The organism is Klebsiella oxytoca NBRC 105695, assembly GCF_001598695.1.
GTDB classification, from domain to species: Bacteria; Pseudomonadota; Gammaproteobacteria; order Enterobacterales; family Enterobacteriaceae; genus Klebsiella; species Klebsiella oxytoca.
In genome coordinates, this window is record NZ_BCZK01000026.1 from 18,216 (window position 1) to 36,600 (window position 18,385).

15 protein-coding genes are annotated in these 18,385 nt (G+C 53.4%); 13 read left to right on the forward strand and 2 right to left on the reverse strand.

What is annotated here, in order from left to right; translation table 11 throughout:
* Positions 1-90: 90 nt before the first annotated feature.
* The 6 genes from rlmD (at position 91) to eno (ending at position 8,273) form a co-directional block, all read left to right on the forward strand.
* Positions 91-1,434 (forward strand): 23S rRNA (uracil(1939)-C(5))-methyltransferase RlmD, encoded by a 1,344-nt coding sequence (gene rlmD / locus KO1_RS26090; RefSeq protein WP_017145476.1) that lies wholly within the window; start codon positions 91-93, stop codon positions 1,432-1,434.
* A 97-nt stretch (positions 1,435-1,531) separates the two neighbouring features.
* Positions 1,532-3,769 (forward strand): GTP diphosphokinase, encoded by a 2,238-nt coding sequence (relA, locus tag KO1_RS26095; protein WP_004105015.1) that lies wholly within the window; start codon positions 1,532-1,534, stop codon positions 3,767-3,769.
* Positions 3,770-3,867: 98 nt separating this feature from the next.
* Positions 3,868-4,200, forward strand: a complete 333-nt coding sequence (locus KO1_RS26100; protein ID WP_024274629.1) for a hypothetical protein — start codon at positions 3,868-3,870, stop codon at positions 4,198-4,200.
* A gap of 28 nt (positions 4,201-4,228) precedes the next feature.
* Entirely contained in the window at positions 4,229-5,029 is an 801-nt protein-coding gene (mazG, locus tag KO1_RS26105) for a nucleoside triphosphate pyrophosphohydrolase (RefSeq protein WP_004105011.1), read from the forward strand.
* A gap of 227 nt (positions 5,030-5,256) precedes the next feature.
* On the forward strand, positions 5,257-6,894 hold the full coding sequence (gene pyrG, locus KO1_RS26110; RefSeq protein WP_004105009.1) for a glutamine hydrolyzing CTP synthase: 1,638 nt from the start codon (positions 5,257-5,259) through the stop codon (positions 6,892-6,894).
* 80 nt (positions 6,895-6,974) lie between these two features.
* Positions 6,975-8,273, forward strand: coding sequence for a phosphopyruvate hydratase (gene eno / locus KO1_RS26115; RefSeq protein ID WP_004105008.1), 1,299 nt, complete (start codon positions 6,975-6,977; stop codon positions 8,271-8,273).
* 66 nt (positions 8,274-8,339) lie between these two features.
* On the opposite strand, the gene KO1_RS26120 is transcribed toward eno, so the two are convergent.
* A complete protein-coding gene (locus KO1_RS26120) occupies positions 8,340-9,449 on the reverse strand; it encodes an SDR family oxidoreductase (protein WP_024274628.1) in 1,110 nt (369 codons plus the stop codon).
* A gap of 459 nt (positions 9,450-9,908) precedes the next feature.
* Here KO1_RS26120 and queE point away from each other — a divergent pair, with 459 nt between their 5' ends.
* Both queE and KO1_RS26130 read left to right on the forward strand, forming a co-directional pair.
* Positions 9,909-10,580, forward strand: a complete 672-nt coding sequence (queE, locus tag KO1_RS26125) for a 7-carboxy-7-deazaguanine synthase QueE (protein ID WP_004114912.1) — start codon at positions 9,909-9,911, stop codon at positions 10,578-10,580.
* Between the two features lie 188 nt (positions 10,581-10,768).
* Entirely contained in the window at positions 10,769-11,557 is a 789-nt protein-coding gene (locus KO1_RS26130; RefSeq protein ID WP_004105001.1) for an SDR family oxidoreductase, read from the forward strand.
* Between the two features lie 90 nt (positions 11,558-11,647).
* Here the strand turns inward: KO1_RS26130 and queD are convergent, their stop codons facing one another.
* Entirely contained in the window at positions 11,648-12,010 is a 363-nt protein-coding gene (queD, locus tag KO1_RS26135; RefSeq protein ID WP_004104999.1) for a 6-carboxytetrahydropterin synthase QueD, read from the reverse strand.
* 318 nt (positions 12,011-12,328) lie between these two features.
* Between queD and cysJ the strand changes: the two genes are divergently transcribed.
* The 5 genes from cysJ to KO1_RS26160 all read left to right on the forward strand — a co-directional run bounded on the left by cysJ (position 12,329) and on the right by KO1_RS26160 (position 18,140).
* On the forward strand, positions 12,329-14,128 hold the full coding sequence (gene cysJ / locus KO1_RS26140) for an NADPH-dependent assimilatory sulfite reductase flavoprotein subunit (protein WP_024274627.1): 1,800 nt from the start codon (positions 12,329-12,331) through the stop codon (positions 14,126-14,128).
* Complete coding sequence (gene cysI / locus KO1_RS26145) at positions 14,128-15,840, forward strand: assimilatory sulfite reductase (NADPH) hemoprotein subunit (protein ID WP_004104995.1); 1,713 nt, start codon at positions 14,128-14,130, stop codon at positions 15,838-15,840. Before cysJ ends, cysI begins: the two co-directional genes overlap by 1 nt.
* Positions 15,841-15,938: 98 nt before the next feature.
* Positions 15,939-16,673, forward strand: coding sequence for a phosphoadenosine phosphosulfate reductase (cysH, locus tag KO1_RS26150; RefSeq protein ID WP_004104993.1), 735 nt, complete (start codon positions 15,939-15,941; stop codon positions 16,671-16,673).
* A 648-nt stretch (positions 16,674-17,321) separates the two neighbouring features.
* Entirely contained in the window at positions 17,322-17,708 is a 387-nt protein-coding gene (locus tag KO1_RS26155; protein ID WP_017145481.1) for a hypothetical protein, read from the forward strand.
* 132 nt (positions 17,709-17,840) lie between these two features.
* Positions 17,841-18,140, forward strand: coding sequence for a hypothetical protein (locus KO1_RS26160; protein WP_004104991.1), 300 nt, complete (start codon positions 17,841-17,843; stop codon positions 18,138-18,140).
* Positions 18,141-18,385: the final 245 nt, after the last annotated feature.

Below are 18,385 nucleotides of genomic sequence, written 5' to 3' on the forward strand. Positions count from 1 at the left end.
TTACAGGCTGCTGAGGCATTGGTTACGCTGGCTCACCCTGAAAGAACTCGTGTATAGAGTCAGTATATTTAATTGAGACAAATCTCTACGATGGCGCAATTCTACTCTGCAAAACGGCGTGTGACGACGCGCCAGATCATAACCGTTACAGTAAATGACCTTGATCCCTTTGGGCAGGGCGTTGCGCGTCACCAGGGTAAGGCGCTGTTTGTTAGCGGTTTATTACCGCAAGAGCAGGCCGAAGTGGTCCTGGTCGAGGATAAAAAACAGTATGCCCGCGCGCAGGTTAAACGCCGTCTTAGCGACAGCCCGCAGCGGCAGGCGCCGCGCTGTCCGCATTTTGGTATCTGCGGCGGATGTCAGCAGCAGCACGCCAGCGTTGAGCTGCAGCAGCAGAGCAAACGCGCCGCCCTCGCGCGGTTAATGAAGCGCGAGGTTGATGACATTATAGCCGCTTCGCCGTGGGGCTATCGCCGTCGGGCGCGTCTGAGCTTGAATTATCAGCCAAAGACCCAACAATTACAGATAGGCTTCCGGAAGGCCAACTCCAGCGAAATTGTTGATGTGGTGCAGTGCCCTGTTTTGGTGCCCACTCTTGGTGCGCTACTGCCTGCGGTACGAGAATGTCTCAGCGGATTGCAATCGCTGCGTCAGCTTGGCCACGTGGAGCTGGTGCAGGCTGACAACGGCCCGCTGATGGTTTTACGCCATACCGCGGCCCTTCCGGCTGCAGATAAAGAAAAGCTGGAACGTTTTTCGCAATCTCACGGTCTTTCCCTGTATCTTGCCCCGCAAAGCGAGATACTGGAACAGATTCGCGGGGAAGCGCCCTGGTATACGTCCGACGGTCTACGCTTAGTGTTCAGTCCGCGCGACTTTATTCAGGTCAACGACGGCGTAAACCAGCTCATGGTGCATACGGCGCTGGAATGGCTGGATATCCAGCCTCAGGATCGCGTGCTGGATCTCTTTTGCGGCATGGGCAACTTTACCCTGCCGCTGGCAAAGCGCGCGGCGCAGGTCGTGGGGGTTGAAGGTGTTCCGGCGCTGGTGGCGAAGGGGCAAGAAAACGCGGCGCTGAACGCGTTGCATAATGTGACGTTCTTTCATGAAAATCTTGAAGAGGACGTCACCCGCCAGGCGTGGGCGAAGCACGGTTTTGATAAAGTTCTGCTCGACCCGGCGCGCGCCGGTGCGGCGGGCGTTATGTTACATATAATAAAATTAGCGCCGCGTCGGGTGGTGTATGTTTCTTGTAATCCGGCGACTCTGGCGCGCGATAGCGACGTTTTATTGCAGGCGGGATATACCATTCAACGCCTGGCGATGCTGGATATGTTCCCGCATACCGGTCATCTGGAATCAATGGTGTTGTTTGAGCACAAGAATCATTCAAATCGCAGTGCAGCGGCATCCACAGGCGCAGGCGACTGAGATAAAAGACGAACGCCAACGTTGATGCGGTTTGAAGGATGAAGTGTAAAAGTTGAGGCTTGCCGACTTCGGCAGGCGGTCCCTTAAGGAGAGGACAATGGTTGCGGTAAGAAGTGCACATTTAAATAAAGCTGGTGAATTTGACCCGAAGAAATGGATCGCGAGTCTGGGAATTTCCAGCCAGCAGTCGTGTGAACGCTTAGCCGAAACCTGGGATTATTGTCGAGAGAAAACGCAGGGACACCCGCAGGCCGATCTCCTGCTATGGCGCGGCGTGGAGATGGTAGAAATTCTCTCCATGCTCAGTATGGACATCGATACGCTGCGAGCGGCGATGCTATTCCCGCTGGCGGATGGCAACGTCGTCAGCGAAGAAATCATGCAGGAGAGCGTCGGGAAATCCGTCGTCACCCTGATCCACGGCGTGCGGGATATGGCCGCGATACGTCAGCTTAAAGCCACCCATACGGATTCGGTCTCCTCTGAACAGGTGGACAACATTCGCCGCATGCTGCTGGCGATGGTTGATGACTTCCGCTGCGTGGTGATTAAAATCGCCGAGCGTATTGCCCATCTGCGTGAAGTGAAAGATGCGCCGGAAGATGAGCGCGTGCTGGCGGCGAAAGAGTGCACCAATATTTACGCGCCGCTGGCCAACCGTCTGGGGATCGGCCAGCTTAAGTGGGAGCTTGAAGATTACTGCTTCCGCTATCTGCACCCGGCGGAATATAAACGCATCGCTAAGCTGTTGCACGAGCGGCGCATCGATCGTGAACATTACATTGACGAGTTCGTCAGCCACTTACGCACGGAAATGAAAACCGAGGGCGTCAAGGCTGAGGTTTACGGTCGTCCTAAGCATATCTATAGCATCTGGCGCAAAATGCAGAAAAAACATCTCGCTTTCGACGAGCTGTTTGACGTGCGGGCGGTGCGGATTGTCGCCGAGCGCCTGCAGGACTGCTATGCCGCGCTGGGGATAGTGCATACTCACTACCGCCATCTGCCGGATGAGTTTGATGATTACGTCGCCAACCCTAAGCCCAATGGCTACCAGTCCATTCATACCGTCGTGCTTGGTCCCGGCGGCAAGACGATCGAAATTCAGATCCGTACCCGCCAGATGCATGAAGATGCCGAGCTGGGCGTGGCTGCGCACTGGAAGTACAAAGAGGGCGCCAGCGCGGGGGCCAGCGGCGGACGCGGCTATGAAGATCGCATTGCATGGCTGCGTAAACTGATCGCCTGGCAGGAAGAGATGGCCGATTCCGGCGAGATGCTGGATGAAGTGCGTAGCCAGGTCTTTGACGACCGGGTTTATGTCTTTACGCCGAAGGGTGACGTAGTGGATTTACCTTCGGGTTCGACTCCGCTCGATTTTGCCTACCATATTCACAGCGATGTCGGTCACCGCTGCATCGGGGCGAAAATCAGCGGACGTATTGTGCCGTTCACCTATCAGCTGCAGATGGGCGACCAGATTGAAATCATCACTCAAAAGCAGCCTAACCCAAGCCGTGACTGGCTGAATCCGAACCTTGGCTACGTCACTACCAGCCGCGGGCGTTCTAAAATTCATGCCTGGTTCCGCAAGCAGGATCGCGACAAGAATATTCTTGCCGGACGGCAGATCCTCGATGATGAGCTGGAGCATCTGGGCATCAGCCTGAAGGATGCGGAAAAGTATCTGCTGCCGCGCTACAACTTTAATGAGCAGGACGAACTGCTGGCGGCGATTGGCGGCGGCGATATTCGCCTCAACCAGATGGTTAATTTCCTGCAGGCGCAGTTTAATAAGCCCAGCGCGGCGGAGCAGGATGCGGCAGCACTTAAGCAGCTGCAGCAGAAAACCTATACTCCGCAGAATCGCAGCAAAGACAATGGTCGCGTGGTGGTGGAAGGCGTCGGCAATCTGATGCACCACATTGCGCGCTGCTGCCAGCCGATCCCCGGCGACGAGATTGTGGGCTTTATCACCCAGGGCCGAGGGATCTCGGTGCACCGGGCGGATTGCGATCAGCTCGCGGAGCTACAGTCTCATGCTCCGGAGCGCATCGTTGACGCAGTGTGGGGAGAGAGCTACTCGGCGGGCTACTCGCTGGTGGTGCGGGTCCAGGCCAACGATCGTAGCGGCCTGCTGCGCGATATCACTACTATTCTCGCCAATGAGAAGGTCAACGTGCTGGGCGTTGCCAGCCGCAGCGATACGAAGCAGCAGATGGCAACCATCGATATGACCATTGAGATCTACAACCTGCAGGTTCTGGGCCGGGTACTTGGCAAGCTGAATCAGGTTCCGGACGTCATCGACGCCCGTCGCCTGCACGGCGGTTAAAAGGAAAACGGTAAAAACGCAGCTCAGCTAACAGCTGCGTTTTTACCCTGATAGCCATGGAGCTCCCCGACGGGTGCTGGCTTACTGGATAGGCTTCAATGGATTTGAGCTTAAGTTTCTTTATTCTTTATCTCCTCTCATCCCTCACGCTGATCGCTGTGCAAATCTGGCTGTTTTTTATCGTTTATTCGCCAGACGGATCCTTGAGTTCACACCTGATATGCCGCGCTGTAAATGCCCTTGCCATGTTTGTGCAGCTTTGCGTGACGGTGAAAGGGGAGTTTCCTTTTAACATGCTTTCGTCGCAAATCCGCTATATTGACGACCCGGTGCGCATGCTGGCGTTGGTATTTATCGTGCTGCACGGCATAGTTTATGTTTTTGTAATACGCGGCGGCTTGCCAAAACCGAAACGCGAATGGCGTGACTGAAATGATGAAAAGTGCAGGATCAATAACTATGAAGGCAAATAATGAGATGGAACGGCTGCTCGGCATTATGCAGCGGCTACGCGATCCGGAAAACGGCTGTCCGTGGGACAAAGAGCAGACGTTTGCCACCATCGCTCCCTATACGCTTGAAGAAACCTATGAAGTGCTCGACGCCATCTCCCGCGAAGATTTTGACGATTTACGCGGCGAGTTGGGCGATCTGCTGTTCCAGGTTGTCTTCTACGCTCAAATGGCGCAGGAAGAGGGGCGCTTTGATTTCAGCGATATCTGCGCCGCTATCAGCGACAAGCTTGAGCGCCGCCACCCGCATATTTTCGGCGATGCCTCCGCCGGTAGCAGCAGCGAAGCGCTGGCCCGCTGGGAGCAGATCAAAAGCGCTGAGCGAGCGGAAAAGTCCCAGCACTCCGCGCTGGACGATATTCCGCATAGCCTTCCGGCGTTGATGCGCGCGCATAAAATCCAAAAACGCTGCTCGGCGGTGGGTTTTGACTGGACCTCTCTCGGACCGGTGCTGGATAAAGTTCATGAAGAAATAGATGAAGTGATGCATGAAGCGCAGCAGGCCGTGGTGGATGAAGCTAAACTGGAGGAGGAAGTTGGCGACCTGCTGTTTGCAACGGTCAATTTATCCCGCCATTTAGGCGTCAAAGCCGAGGTTGCGTTGCAAAAAGCCAATCTCAAATTTGAACGTCGCTTCCGTGAAGTTGAGCGGATTGTCGCCGCGCGCGGCCTGGAAATGACCGGCGTCGACCTCGATACTATGGAGCAGGTGTGGCAGGAAGTAAAACGCCAGGAAACTGATCTCTAAAGAGTTTTCGTGATCAAGCGCTATTTGTGTGATTTTTTAAATAACAAGCGCTTGATTTACGTCAAAAACATTTCGCCAAAAGCGGCTATTTTCTCACTCCCCGCGTTTGTGTGGGCCTGATGAAAAGGAGGGATAATGAAAGTTTGTGGCGTCAGTCATGATCGGGTATACTGCTTTCCCGTCCTGGTTATTCCATCGTCTTTTAAACCTAACTTCTCAGGTTCAGCATGACAACGAACTATATTTTTGTGACCGGCGGGGTCGTATCCTCTCTGGGTAAAGGCATTGCCGCAGCTTCCCTCGCAGCCATTCTTGAAGCCCGTGGGCTTAACGTGACCATGATGAAACTGGATCCGTACATCAACGTCGATCCGGGTACCATGAGCCCAATCCAACACGGGGAAGTGTTCGTTACCGAAGACGGCGCTGAAACCGATCTGGACTTAGGTCACTACGAGCGCTTCATTCGCACCAAGATGACTCGTCGCAACAACTTCACCACCGGCCGTATCTACTCTGATGTCCTGCGCAAAGAGCGTCGTGGCGACTATCTGGGCGCGACCGTGCAGGTGATCCCGCACATCACCAACGCGATTAAAGAGCGCGTGCTGGCGGGCGGCGAAGGTCATGATGTGGTGCTGGTTGAAATCGGCGGTACCGTAGGCGATATCGAGTCGCTGCCGTTCCTTGAAGCGATTCGGCAGCTGGCGGTGGATATCGGTCGTGAAAACGCCCTGTTTATGCATTTGACCCTGGTGCCGTACATGGCCGCCGCGGGCGAAGTCAAAACCAAACCGACCCAGCACTCCGTAAAAGAGCTGCTCTCCATCGGTATTCAGCCAGACATTCTGGTTTGCCGCTCCGATCGCGCCATTCCGGCGAACGAACGCGCCAAAATTGCTTTGTTCTGCAATGTGCCAGAAAAAGCCGTTATTTCGATGAAAGACGTCGATTCCATTTATAAAATTCCGGGCCTGTTGAAATCTCAGGGGCTGGACGATTATATTTGTAAACGATTCAGCTTAAACTGTCCGGAAGCGAACCTGGCCGAATGGGAACAGGTTATCTACGAAGAAGCGAACCCGGCAGGCGAAGTCACTATCGGTATGGTCGGCAAGTACATTGAACTGCCGGATGCCTATAAATCAGTGATTGAAGCGCTGAAACACGGCGGTCTGAAAAATCGCGTTACCGTCAATATCAAGCTGATTGATTCGCAGGATGTGGAAACGCGCGGCGTCGAAATTCTGAAGAATTTAGACGCTATCCTGATTCCTGGCGGCTTCGGCTATCGCGGCGTCGAAGGTAAGATCGCTACCGCGCGCTATGCGCGTGAAAACAACATTCCATATCTGGGTATTTGCCTGGGTATGCAGGTTGCGCTGATTGAGTTTGCGCGCAACGTAGCGGGGATGGAAAACGCCAACTCAACGGAATTTGTGCCAGACTGTAAGTACCCGGTCGTGGCCCTGATTACCGAATGGCGTGATGAAGACGGTAATGTCGAAGTTCGCTCTGATAAGAGCGATCTCGGCGGCACGATGCGCCTCGGCGCACAGCAGTGCCAGCTGGCTGAAGATAGCCTGGTGCGCCAGCTGTATGGCGAACCAACCATTACTGAGCGCCATCGTCACCGCTACGAAGTCAACAACATGCTGTTGAAGCCGATTGAAAATGCGGGCCTGCGCATTGCGGGCCGTTCCGGGGATGATCAGTTGGTCGAGATCATCGAGGTGCCTAACCATCCGTGGTTCGTCGCCTGTCAGTTCCATCCGGAGTTTACTTCGACGCCGCGTGATGGTCACCCGCTGTTTGCTGGCTTTGTGAAAGCCGCTGGCGAGTACCAGAAGCGTCAGGCGAAGTAAAAGAGTTAGAACGGCAATGCACCCATCCGGGTGCATTGTTTGTCTGGAGTTTTAGTTTAACTTGTACTGAGGAAAACCTAATGTCCAAAATCGTTAAAGTCATCGGTCGTGAAATCATCGACTCCCGTGGTAACCCGACTGTTGAAGCCGAAGTACACCTGGAAGGTGGTTTCGTCGGTATGGCAGCTGCTCCGTCAGGTGCTTCTACTGGCTCCCGCGAAGCGCTGGAACTGCGCGATGGCGACAAGTCCCGTTTCATGGGTAAAGGCGTACTGAAAGCTGTTGCTGCGGTAAACGGCCCGATCGCTCAGGCAATCCTGGGCAAAGATGCCAAAGATCAGGCTGGCATCGACAAAATCATGATCGACCTGGACGGTACTGAAAACAAATCTAACTTCGGTGCGAACGCTATCCTGGCCGTCTCTCTGGCTAACGCTAAAGCTGCCGCTGCTTCTAAAGGTCAGCCGCTGTACGAGCACATCGCTGAGCTGAACGGCACTCCGGGCAAATACTCCATGCCGGTTCCGATGATGAACATCATCAACGGCGGCGAGCACGCTGACAACAACGTCGACATCCAGGAATTTATGATTCAGCCGGTAGGCGCTAAATCCCTGAAAGAAGCCGTACGTATGGGTTCTGAAGTGTTCCACAACCTGGCTAAAGTTCTGAAAGCTAAAGGCATGAACACTGCTGTTGGTGACGAAGGTGGCTACGCGCCGAACCTGGGTTCCAACGCTGAAGCGCTGGCTGTTATCGCTGAAGCCGTTAAAGCCGCTGGCTACGAGCTGGGCAAAGACATCACTCTGGCGATGGACTGCGCGGCTTCTGAATTCTACAAAGACGGTAAATACGTTCTGGCCGGCGAAGGCAACAAAGCGTTCACTTCAGAAGAGTTCACTCACTTCCTGGAAGAGCTGACCAAACAGTACCCGATCGTTTCTATCGAAGACGGTCTGGACGAATCTGATTGGGACGGTTTCGCATACCAGACTAAAGTACTGGGCGACAAAATCCAGCTGGTTGGTGACGATCTGTTCGTAACCAACACCAAGATCCTGAAAGAAGGTATCGAGAAAGGCATCGTTAACTCCATCCTGATCAAATTCAACCAGATCGGTTCTCTGACCGAAACTCTGGCTGCGATCAAAATGGCGAAAGACGCTGGCTACACTGCCGTTATCTCTCACCGTTCTGGCGAAACTGAAGACGCTACCATTGCTGACCTGGCTGTTGGTACCGCTGCAGGCCAGATCAAAACTGGTTCTATGAGCCGTTCTGACCGCGTTGCTAAATACAACCAGCTGATTCGTATCGAAGAAGCGCTGGGTGAAAAAGCGCCGTACAACGGTCGTAAAGAGATCAAAGGTCAGGCATAAGCCTGTCTTAATCTGATATGAAAAAGCCAGCCTACGGGCTGGCTTTTTTTATCTCTACAAAAGTGGCTACTTAAAATCTACCGCCATTTGCTGCGGGATAGAAAGCCCGCGCGTGGTCTGTACGCAGCGGTCAATGTAATCGGTAAAGCGCGGCGGTTTTGGCATACCCATGCTGAGCAGCTTGTCGTTGCTGAATCGTACGTTGAGCGTGGCGAAGGCGCCGTAAAGGCGCATGGCTTTTAGCATCAGCCGTTCGTTGCAGGGGCCAAAAATAGCCTTCAGCTCACGACGCATTTTGACCAGCGTTTCATAGCTGACCTGCGCGTATTTATCGCCGACCGGCGCCTGTTCGAGGGCGGAGGCCATTGCGTTATCGATATCCGCAAACCTTACGCTGTTTTCTTCCCCCGCAGAAATATGCACCACTTCTCCGCGCGCCAGCGGGCTGACAAGCAGCATCAGCAGCGCATCGGCACAGTAATCGACGGGGATCACATCAATGCGGTCTTCCATCGAACACATAAATTTTTGCAGCATCAGCCCCATGCTGAATACCCAGAAAATACTGCTGGAGGGCTGACAGCCGTGATGAGTGTGGCCAACAACAATAGAGGGACGGGCGATCGCCAGCGGTAGGGTTGAGCATTCCTGCCGCATGAGACGCTCAATCATTGATTTAGAGTGCGTGTACTCGACCAGATGCGCAGCGCGTTCACGAAACGCTGTGCTTTCCGCTACCAGAGAATCGGGATCTGGCGAGCAGGACATCGCGGTGCCGACGTGCAGAAAGCGCTCAAGGCGGCTGACCTGAGCCATCCGCCGGGCAAACTGCAGCGTACCTTCGACGTTGACCTTCCAGATAAGCGGGTTGTTACCAAATGAGGCGACGGCAGCGCAGTTGAGCACGTGGGTAACCTGATTCAGGCGCGGGTCGTCGAGAAAGGGCTGCGGATTGGCCAGATCCCCCAGCAGAATGTTGCCTGGCGTCAGGGCCGTTAGTCTCTCTTCGCTAATATTGAATTTTCGCAGATTTTCCTTTACCCGCTCTACGGCAGCTACACTATTATCTGCACGAACTAACAGTAATAGATTAGGCGCATTCTTTTTATTCAGAATGCTTTCTAACACTGCTCCACCGAGAAATCCGGTCGTGCCAGTAATTAATAATGTATTCATGAATGCAGTCTCATTATGGTTGGTGGACTGGATTCTAGGCGCAAAAAATTAAACGGATATTAAATGGGTGAAGATCATAACGTACGGTTTATTAAGGTTATTTTAAGTTTTTTTTTACGTCGTGGATCGAATTTGACCCTTCGCTATGGCAATAAATTCATTATTTCGTGTATCCATTTGTACATCATTGAAATTTATTATTTTTAAATTTGTTATTTTATTTTTGGCTTTCAGGGTGATACATGTTTTGTTACACCAAAATTTCAGCTATGCCGCTTAATAGTAGCCTTATTATTATCAGGCTAGTTAAATCAGCCGCCCCTGGATAGGGATATCGACCAACTGACGGACGTTTATCAATAAGGATTAGGCTTACCCACCTCGCGGCGCAGCGCAGGACAAGATCTGCGCGAGTAAATCTGCGATAATGCGCGCTCTTAACCCAATACAGAGATGATTATGCAGTACCCGATTAACGAGATGTTCCAGACCTTGCAAGGCGAAGGTTACTTCACCGGCGTTCCCGCCATTTTTATTCGTTTACAGGGATGCCCGGTTGGTTGCGCATGGTGCGATACCAAACATACCTGGGATAAACTTGCCGATCGAGAAGTCTCTCTGTTCAGCATTCTGGCAAAAACCAAAGAGAGCGATAAATGGGGCCCGGCAAGTAGCGAAGATCTGCTGGCCATCATCGGGCGTCAGGGCTGGACTGCTCGTCACGTGGTGATTACCGGCGGCGAACCCTGTATTCATGATTTAACGCCGCTGACCTTGCTGCTGGAGCAAAACGGCTTTAGCTGCCAGATTGAAACCAGCGGCACTCACGAAGTTCGCTGTACGCCTCATACCTGGGTGACGGTATCGCCGAAGGTGAATATGCGCGGCGGCTATGATGTCCTTTCTCAGGCGCTGCAGCGAGCTGATGAAATAAAACATCCTGTTGGACGCGTGCGCGATATCGAAGCGCTCGATGAACTGCTGGAGACGCTGGCTGACGACAAGCCGCGCATCATCGCGCTGCAGCCAATTAGCCAGAAAGAGGACGCGACGCGCCTGTGCATCGAAACCTGCATCGCGCGCAACTGGCGTTTATCTATGCAGACGCATAAGTATCTGAACATCGCCTGATCCCTTCTTTTTTGCCGGGCTGGCTGATAGCTGTCCGGCAAGCACTTTATTCATATATGAATTCATCAAGCCCCCTCGCTTCAGCGTACTAGTTAAGATTCTCGCTCATACCTGCGGTGGTATAATCGATTCGTACATCAGCCGCCCCGGCGCGCTGTCGATATGTTGACTTAAGGATCGAGTTAAACATGCAGCCAATTGAGCCATCCCATGCTTTTTCTATGGAGTTCTTCTCCCTCAAAGGGAAAACCGCCATTGTCACCGGGGGGAATAGCGGACTGGGGCAGGCTCTTGCCCTTGCTCTGGCCACGGCGGGAGCCAATCTGTTTATTCCCGGACGACGCGTCGATAATGCGCAAACCCGTGAACGCATTGAGCAGCAGGGCGCTGAAGTGGAGTTCATGCTGGCGAATATTACCGACAACGGCATGCCGCAGCGCATTATCGCCGCCTGCTGCCAGCGTTTCGGCACGGTCGATATCCTGGTGAACAATGCCGGTATTTGCCGTTTGAATAAGGTCCTGCGCTTTGGCCGCGCCGACTGGGACCCGATGATTGAGACCAACCTGACGGCGGCTTTCGAGCTCAGCCATGAGGCGGCGAAAATAATGGTTCCCCGCCGCTGTGGCAAAATTATCAATATCTGTTCGGTGTTTTCTTATTTAGGCGGCAGCTGGTCGCCGGCTTATGCAGCAACCAAACATGCCCTCGCGGGGTTAACCAAAGCCTATTGTGAAGAGCTCGGTCCATATAACATTCAGGTTAACGGTATTGCCCCCGGCTATTATGAGACCGACATGACGGCGATCGTCCGCAACACGCCTAAGGAAAACAGGCGCGTCCTGGCGCATATTCCGGCCGGCCGTTGGGGTGAGGCGCAGGATCTGATGGGCGCAGTCGTCTTCCTGGCCAGCCGGGCCTCGGATTACGTGAATGGCCATATCCTGGCGGTAGATGGCGGTTATCTGGTGCGCTAGCCGCGAACTAGCCCATGCGAGGCGAGAAACGGCGAGAGGCGAAAAGGCCATCGCGCCGCTAACAGGCGACCTACGCGATGGCGAAAGGGATCACTCGCCGCGATAGACGCAGCCCGCCGTGCAGGTTTCTTTGATCATCACCGCGCTGAGTAGCGGAACCAAAGGCTTCATCTGCTCCCAGATCCATTTTGCCAGGACTTCGCTGGTAGGATTGGAAAGTCCCGGAATATCGTTCAGATAGTAGTGATCCAGGCGATCGTAGGTGGGTTTGAATGCGGCTTTCAGCTCGGCGAAATCCATGATCCACCCGGTATGGGGATCGACTTCACCGGTAATCTCCAGGCGCACCATAAAAGAGTGACCGTGCAGGCGTCCGCACTTATGGCCTTCCGGTACGTGCGGCAGGCGGTGAGCGGCTTCGAAAGTGAAATCTTTAAACAGCGTGGTGGACATCTTTTATTCTCAATATGGCAAAAAAACCGCCGTAGGGTACCGGAAAGTACATTTTTTATCATTAACTAAAACGGTCCTGAACACAAAATGGACATATCCATGCGGTTTATGGGAATTATATCTTTATATTACAGCAACTTATTTAATCGATTTTGTTGTTAATAACTATAACTAAAACAGGTTAGTCCATTTGGTTATTTGTTATTTCCATCCCTTCTTTAATTGTTACTATCTGCGCCGTTAACCTTCTATTCTCTTCTGTTTTATCACGTTGACAGGGCGTGAATCACAGCTTTGCTTACTGGAACATAACGACGCATGACGACACAGGCCCCACCTTCCAATTTGCTACCGCTGAGTCCGGAGCAAATGGCGCGCCTTCAGGCGGCCACGACTGACTTCACGCCTACCCAGCTAGCCTGGGTTTCCGGCTATTTTTGGGGGATGCTGAATCAGCAGCCCGGCGCGGCGGTTGTTGCGCCAGCCCAGGCGGCTGAAGTGCCGTCCATCACGCTGATTTCGGCCTCGCAAACCGGCAATGCCCGCCGCATCGCTGAAGCGCTGCGTGACGATCTACAGGCGGCGCAGCTGAATGTGAAGCTGATTAACGCAGGCGACTATAAATTTAAACAAATTGCCACCGAAAAACTGCTGGTCGTCGTGACGTCAACACAAGGCGAAGGTGAGCCGCCGGAAGAAGCCGTCGCACTGCATAAGTTCCTGTTCTCGAAGAAAGCGCCCAAGCTGACCGATACGGCATTTGCCGTGTTTGGCCTCGGCGATACCTCCTATGAATTCTTCTGCCAGTCCGGCAAGGATTTTGATAACAAGCTGGCCGAGCTGGGCGGTGAACGCCTGCTGGATCGGGTTGACGCTGATGTGGAGTATCAGACCGCCGCTGCCGAATGGCGCGCCCGCGTGGTTGAGGTGCTGAAAGCGCGCGCGCCTGCTGCTTCTCCGTCTCAGCTGGTGACCAGCGGGGCGGTGAATGAAATCCACACCAGCCCGTATACCAAAGAGGCGCCGCTGACTGCGACGCTGGCGGTGAATCAGAAAATCACCGGCCGTGATTCAGAAAAGGATGTGCGCCATATTGAAATCGACCTCGGCGACTCCGGCCTGCGCTATCAGCCGGGCGATGCGCTGGGTGTCTGGTATCAGAACGATCCGGCGCTGGTGAAGGAGCTGGTGGAGCTGCTCTGGCTAACAGGTACGGAACCGGTCACGGTCGACGGCAAAACGCTACCGCTTGCTGAAGCGCTGGAATGGCATTTTGAGCTGACGGTCAACACCGGCAATATCGTGGAAAACTACGCCACCTTAACCCGCAGCGAGTCTTTACTGCCGCTGGTGGGCGATAAGGCACAGCTCCAGCACTACGCCGCAACCACGCCGATCGTCGACATGGTGCGTTTCTCGCCGGCGCAGCTGGATGCCCAGGCGCTGGTTGACCTGCTGCGCCCGTTGACGCCGCGGCTGTACTCGATCGCCTCTTCGCAGGCGGAAGTGGAAAGCGAAGTCCACGTCACCGTTGGCGTAGTGCGTTATGATATTGAAGGTCGCGCTCGTGCCGGCGGCGCTTCCAGTTTCCTGGCCGACCGCGTCGAAGAAGACGGCGAAGTTCGCGTTTTTATCGAGCATAACGATAACTTCCGTTTGCCTGCGAACCCGGAAACGCCGGTGATCATGATTGGTCCCGGTACCGGCATCGCGCCTTTCCGCGCGTTTATGCAGCAGCGCGCGGCGGAAGGCGCAGAGGGTAAGAACTGGCTGTTCTTCGGCAACCCGCACTTTACTGAAGATTTCCTCTATCAGGTGGAGTGGCAGAGCTATGTCAAAGAAGGCGTGCTGAGCCGCATCGACCTGGCCTGGTCCCGCGATCAACAACAAAAAGTCTACGTTCAGGACAAACTGCGCGAGCAGGGAGCCGAACTGTGGCGCTGGATTAACGACGGTGCCCATATTTATGTCTGCGGCGATGCCAATCGTATGGCAAAAGACGTTGAGCAGACGTTACTGGAAGTGATTGCCGAATACGGCGCGATGGACGCCGAAGCGGCGGACGAATTTTTAAGTGAGCTGCGCGTAGAGCGCCGTTATCAGCGAGATGTCTACTAATGAGCGAAAAACATCCAGGCCCGCTGGTGGTCGAAGGTAAACTGACTGACGCCGAGCGCATGAAGCTCGAAAGCAACTACCTGCGCGGCACCATTGCGGAAGATTTGAATGACGGCCTGACCGGCGGTTTTAAAGGCGATAACTTTCTGCTGATCCGTTTTCACGGTATGTATCAGCAGGATGACCGCGATATTCGCGCCGAACGTGCGGCGCAGAAGCTGGAGCCGCGTCACGCGATGCTGCTGCGCTGCCGCCTCCCGGGCGGGGTGATCACCACCAAACAGTGGCAGGCGATCGATAAATTCGCCGCCGATAACACCATCTACGGCAGTATCCGTCTGACCAACCGTCAGACCTTCCAGTTTCACGGCATTCTGAAAAAGAACGTCAAGCCGGTGCACCAGATGCTGCATTCGGTCGGACTGGATGCGTTGGCCACCGCTAACGACATGAACCGTAACGTGCTCTGTACGTCCAACCCGAACGAGTCTCAGCTGCACGCCGAAGCTTATGAATGGGCGAAGAAGATCTCCGAGCACCTGCTGCCGCGCACTCGCGCCTATGCCGAGATCTGGCTGGATCAAAAGAAAGTCGCCACCACCGATGAAGAACCGATCCTCGGCCAGACCTATCTGCCGCGTAAGTTCAAAACGACCGTGGTGATCCCGCCGCAGAACGATATCGATCTGCACGCGAACGATATGAACTTCGTGGCTATTGCTGAAAACGGCAAGCTGGTGGGCTTTAATCTGCTGGTGGGCGGCGGTTTATCGATTGAGCACGGCAATAAGAAAACCTACGCTCGTACGGCGAGCGAGTTTGGCTATCTGCCGCTGGAGCATACCCTGGCGGTAGCGGAAGCGGTGGTGACGACCCAGCGCGACTGGGGCAACCGTACCGACCGTAAAAATGCGAAAACCAAATACACCCTGGAGCGCGTTGGCGTTGAGACCTTTAAAGCAGAAGTGGAGCGTCGGGCGGGCATCAAGTTTGAACCGATTCGTCCATACGAGTTCACCGGCCGCGGCGATCGTATCGGCTGGGTGAAAGGTATCGACAATAACTGGCATCTGACGCTGTTTATTGAAAACGGACGTATCCTTGATTATCCGGGCCGCCCGCTGAAAACGGGTCTGCTGAAGATCGCGAAGATCCATAAGGGCGAATTCCGTATTACGGCAAATCAGAATCTGATTATTGCCAGCGTACCGGAAGATCAGAAGGCGAAGATCGAGAAGCTGGCCCGCGAGCACGGCCTGATGAACGCCGTTACGCCGCAGCGCGAAAATTCGATGGCTTGCGTCTCATTCCCGACCTGCCCGCTGGCGATGGCGGAAGCCGAGCGCTTCCTCCCGTCATTCATCGATAAAGTCGAGGCGGTGATGAGCAAACATGGCGTTGGCGACGAGCATATCGTTACCCGCGTCACCGGTTGCCCGAACGGCTGCGGTCGCGCGATGCTGGCGGAAGTGGGCCTGGTGGGTAAAGCGCCGGGCCGCTACAACCTGCACCTTGGCGGCAACCGTAGCGGGACGCGGATTCCGCGCATGTACCGGGAAAACATTACCGAGTCGGAAATTCTCGACTCAATCGACGAACTGGTAGGGCGCTGGGCGAAAGAGCGAGAAGCGGGTGAAGGCTTCGGCGACTTTACGGTGCGTGCGGGCATTATTCGTCCGGTGCTCGATCCAGCCCGGGATTTCTGGGAATAACATCCCGCTGCCCGGTGGCGTTTCGCTTACCGGGCCTGCGGGTCTTGTCGACCGGGTAAACGCAGGGCCCCCGGTAAAAACAGGCAAATGAGGTTCTTATGTCCGTACTCGATTTAAACGCGCTGAACGCATTACCGAAGGTCGATCGCGTTTTACAGCTAGCGGAAACCAATAGTCAGCTGGAAAAGCTGAGCGCGGAAGCGCGCGTTGCGTGGGCGCTGGAAAACCTGCCGGGGGAATACGTGCTCTCTTCGAGCTTTGGTATTCAGGCGGCGGTGAGCCTGCATCTGGTCAATCAGGTGCGCCCGGATATCCCGGTTATTCTGACCGATACCGGCTATCTGTTCCCCGAAACCTACCAGTTTATCGATGAGTTAACGGACAAACTCAACCTGAACCTGAAGGTCTATCGGGCGAAGGAGAGCTCCGCCTGGCAGGAAGCGCGCTACGGTAAACTGTGGGAGCAGGGCGTTGAGGGCATTGAAAAATATAATGACATCAACAAGGTTGAGCCGATGAACCGGGCACTGCAAGAGCTGAACGCGCAAACCTGGTTTGCGGGCCTGCGCCGCGAGCAATCCGGCAGTCGCGCCCACTTACCGGTGCTGGCGATCCAGCGTGGCGTGTTTAAGGTGCTGCCGATCATCGACTGGGATAACCGCACGGTTTACCAGTATCTGCAAAAGCACGGCCTGAAATATCATCCGCTTTGGGATCAGGGCTATTTGTCGGTAGGAGATACCCACACCACGCGCAAATGGGAGCCGGGGATGGCGGAGGAAGAAACGCGCTTCTTTGGCCTGAAAAGAGAGTGCGGGTTGCACGAAGGTTAATATGAGTCCCGGCGCTGCCCTGCGTATTCCCATAAAAGCGGGGTAAAATAGCAGAGCTCTGTTTAGCGGTGGCCAGGGCATGATGGCCATCACGCTCCTGGCTTCTGCCATCCCGAAAAATCAACAGTAAGATGGTGCTGCGATCGCTTAATCGGCTGAGCAGCACCGTATTTTAGGCATAACCGTAGCTCCTTCAACACAACCGGGTGCTGAAACTGGCATGGGAAGGCCGAAAGATAAGCTGCCGGGATTCGACTCAATTTTCTGCGGCCCGTGTTCAACACAAGCCTGGGCTTTCCTGGGTTTTGCTGCAACTAAGAATCTCATTTTATGAATTCATTATTGATTCATATATTCTTATTGTTAGTTGTGTAGCCGGCATGGATGAACAACGTAAGTGATTCATGTTTTATTACGAGCTTATCTAATAATTATCCGCTACGCGCTAATTTCTTGTTTCTTCCCGGCTTGACACAGACTACGAATTATATTTATATTTTTTCCTTCAGGGCGAATACAGAACGAATAAATTTCACATTTTCTTGCACCATATGAATACCGTAATGTTTTTCTGAACGCCTTGCTTATGCCTCTCTGTATTTATGTCTGCTGGGGATATTTATCTTAAATAAAGCGCAAGGTAGCGTCATGTTCTTTGAAAAGGAAATAGTTACAAAAGACAATTATTATATCTCCCTTGAAGGGTTAATTGAACGCTGTTACGCCAAAAGTGCCGGTAAACGATGTATATATCTCGAAGATGAACATTTCATTCAGCAATCTGGTACGGACGAGTTTGCATTCGACACACTATCTGATGCAGTTTCTTTCAGAACAAACCTTATCAGTAAATATCAAAGAATTTTCAAACTTTTTTGCGGCATTCTGGTAGATGAACCGGGAACTGCCTGTTCTCAAGAAAGCAGCACTTTCCCTCAACCGAGAAGACATCAGAAAAGCAAACGACAGAACAATTTTCTGCGTAAATTGAAGGGATTAAGAAGGAATGTTCTCTCATCATACGCGATAAATTAATGATTATTTACGAGTGAACCAGGAAAAATTGGGCCGTCGAAAACATAAACGAGAAACTTAAGAATAGCGCGGAAAGGTTACTGATTATTAAAAATGGAACGCAGTGCGATATCGACTACCCAGGCAGATCGTATGGCTGCCTCACAGGAAATGGATATAAATATGATTTACCTGAACCATCACGCTACAACTATCACCGCTTCTGCAGTTCGCTCTACCGTCACTGCGTTTTGGTTCCAGACGCATTTCCAGCGGCATACAATGCCTGCGCGCGTTTTATTGATTTACCATCTGCATCCGGTTTTTCCGAGCTATTTGCTCTCTGGTTATTGCGTAAAACGTTTGCTGCGCATGTTATTTTCGGCGGCGGGGTGGATACTGTCAGGGATGAGCTTTCCGGGCATATCTAAAGATTTTTTCGAATCGTACTAACAAAACCCACCGGATCGGTTACGTGGATTGTCGTGGCGTGCTTTCATTGGCCAGAGAAGGGTACGCAGCCCTGCCAGAGGGACAGTAAATGCCCTTTCTCACCTGCAGGTTGGCCAGCAAGCGCAATTATGACTGGCGCTTCTGCAATGGCAGAAGGATCTTTTCTGGCGGATGTAAGCCGTGGAGACGGTAAAGGATACACACGGGATAGGTATGACATGAAACGGAGTTCGTACTATGCAGGA

Coding starts and splice junctions, on each gene's coding strand:
- KO1_RS26120 (WP_024274628.1), bottom strand. CDS start 9,449: ATGAATACATTATTAATTACTGGCACGACCGGATTTCTCGGTGGAGCA.
- KO1_RS26100 (WP_024274629.1), top strand. CDS start 3,868: ATGGATTTGAGCTTAAGTTTCTTTATTCTTTATCTCCTCTCATCCCTC.
- cysH (WP_004104993.1), top strand. CDS start 15,939: ATGTCCGTACTCGATTTAAACGCGCTGAACGCATTACCGAAGGTCGAT.
- KO1_RS26160 (WP_004104991.1), top strand. CDS start 17,841: ATGGCTGCCTCACAGGAAATGGATATAAATATGATTTACCTGAACCAT.
- KO1_RS26130 (WP_004105001.1), top strand. CDS start 10,769: ATGCAGCCAATTGAGCCATCCCATGCTTTTTCTATGGAGTTCTTCTCC.
- mazG (WP_004105011.1), top strand. CDS start 4,229: ATGAAGGCAAATAATGAGATGGAACGGCTGCTCGGCATTATGCAGCGG.
- cysI (WP_004104995.1), top strand. CDS start 14,128: ATGAGCGAAAAACATCCAGGCCCGCTGGTGGTCGAAGGTAAACTGACT.
- rlmD (WP_017145476.1), top strand. CDS start 91: ATGGCGCAATTCTACTCTGCAAAACGGCGTGTGACGACGCGCCAGATC.
- KO1_RS26155 (WP_017145481.1), top strand. CDS start 17,322: ATGTTCTTTGAAAAGGAAATAGTTACAAAAGACAATTATTATATCTCC.
- eno (WP_004105008.1), top strand. CDS start 6,975: ATGTCCAAAATCGTTAAAGTCATCGGTCGTGAAATCATCGACTCCCGT.
- pyrG (WP_004105009.1), top strand. CDS start 5,257: ATGACAACGAACTATATTTTTGTGACCGGCGGGGTCGTATCCTCTCTG.
- queD (WP_004104999.1), bottom strand. CDS start 12,010: ATGTCCACCACGCTGTTTAAAGATTTCACTTTCGAAGCCGCTCACCGC.
- relA (WP_004105015.1), top strand. CDS start 1,532: ATGGTTGCGGTAAGAAGTGCACATTTAAATAAAGCTGGTGAATTTGAC.
- cysJ (WP_024274627.1), top strand. CDS start 12,329: ATGACGACACAGGCCCCACCTTCCAATTTGCTACCGCTGAGTCCGGAG.
- queE (WP_004114912.1), top strand. CDS start 9,909: ATGCAGTACCCGATTAACGAGATGTTCCAGACCTTGCAAGGCGAAGGT.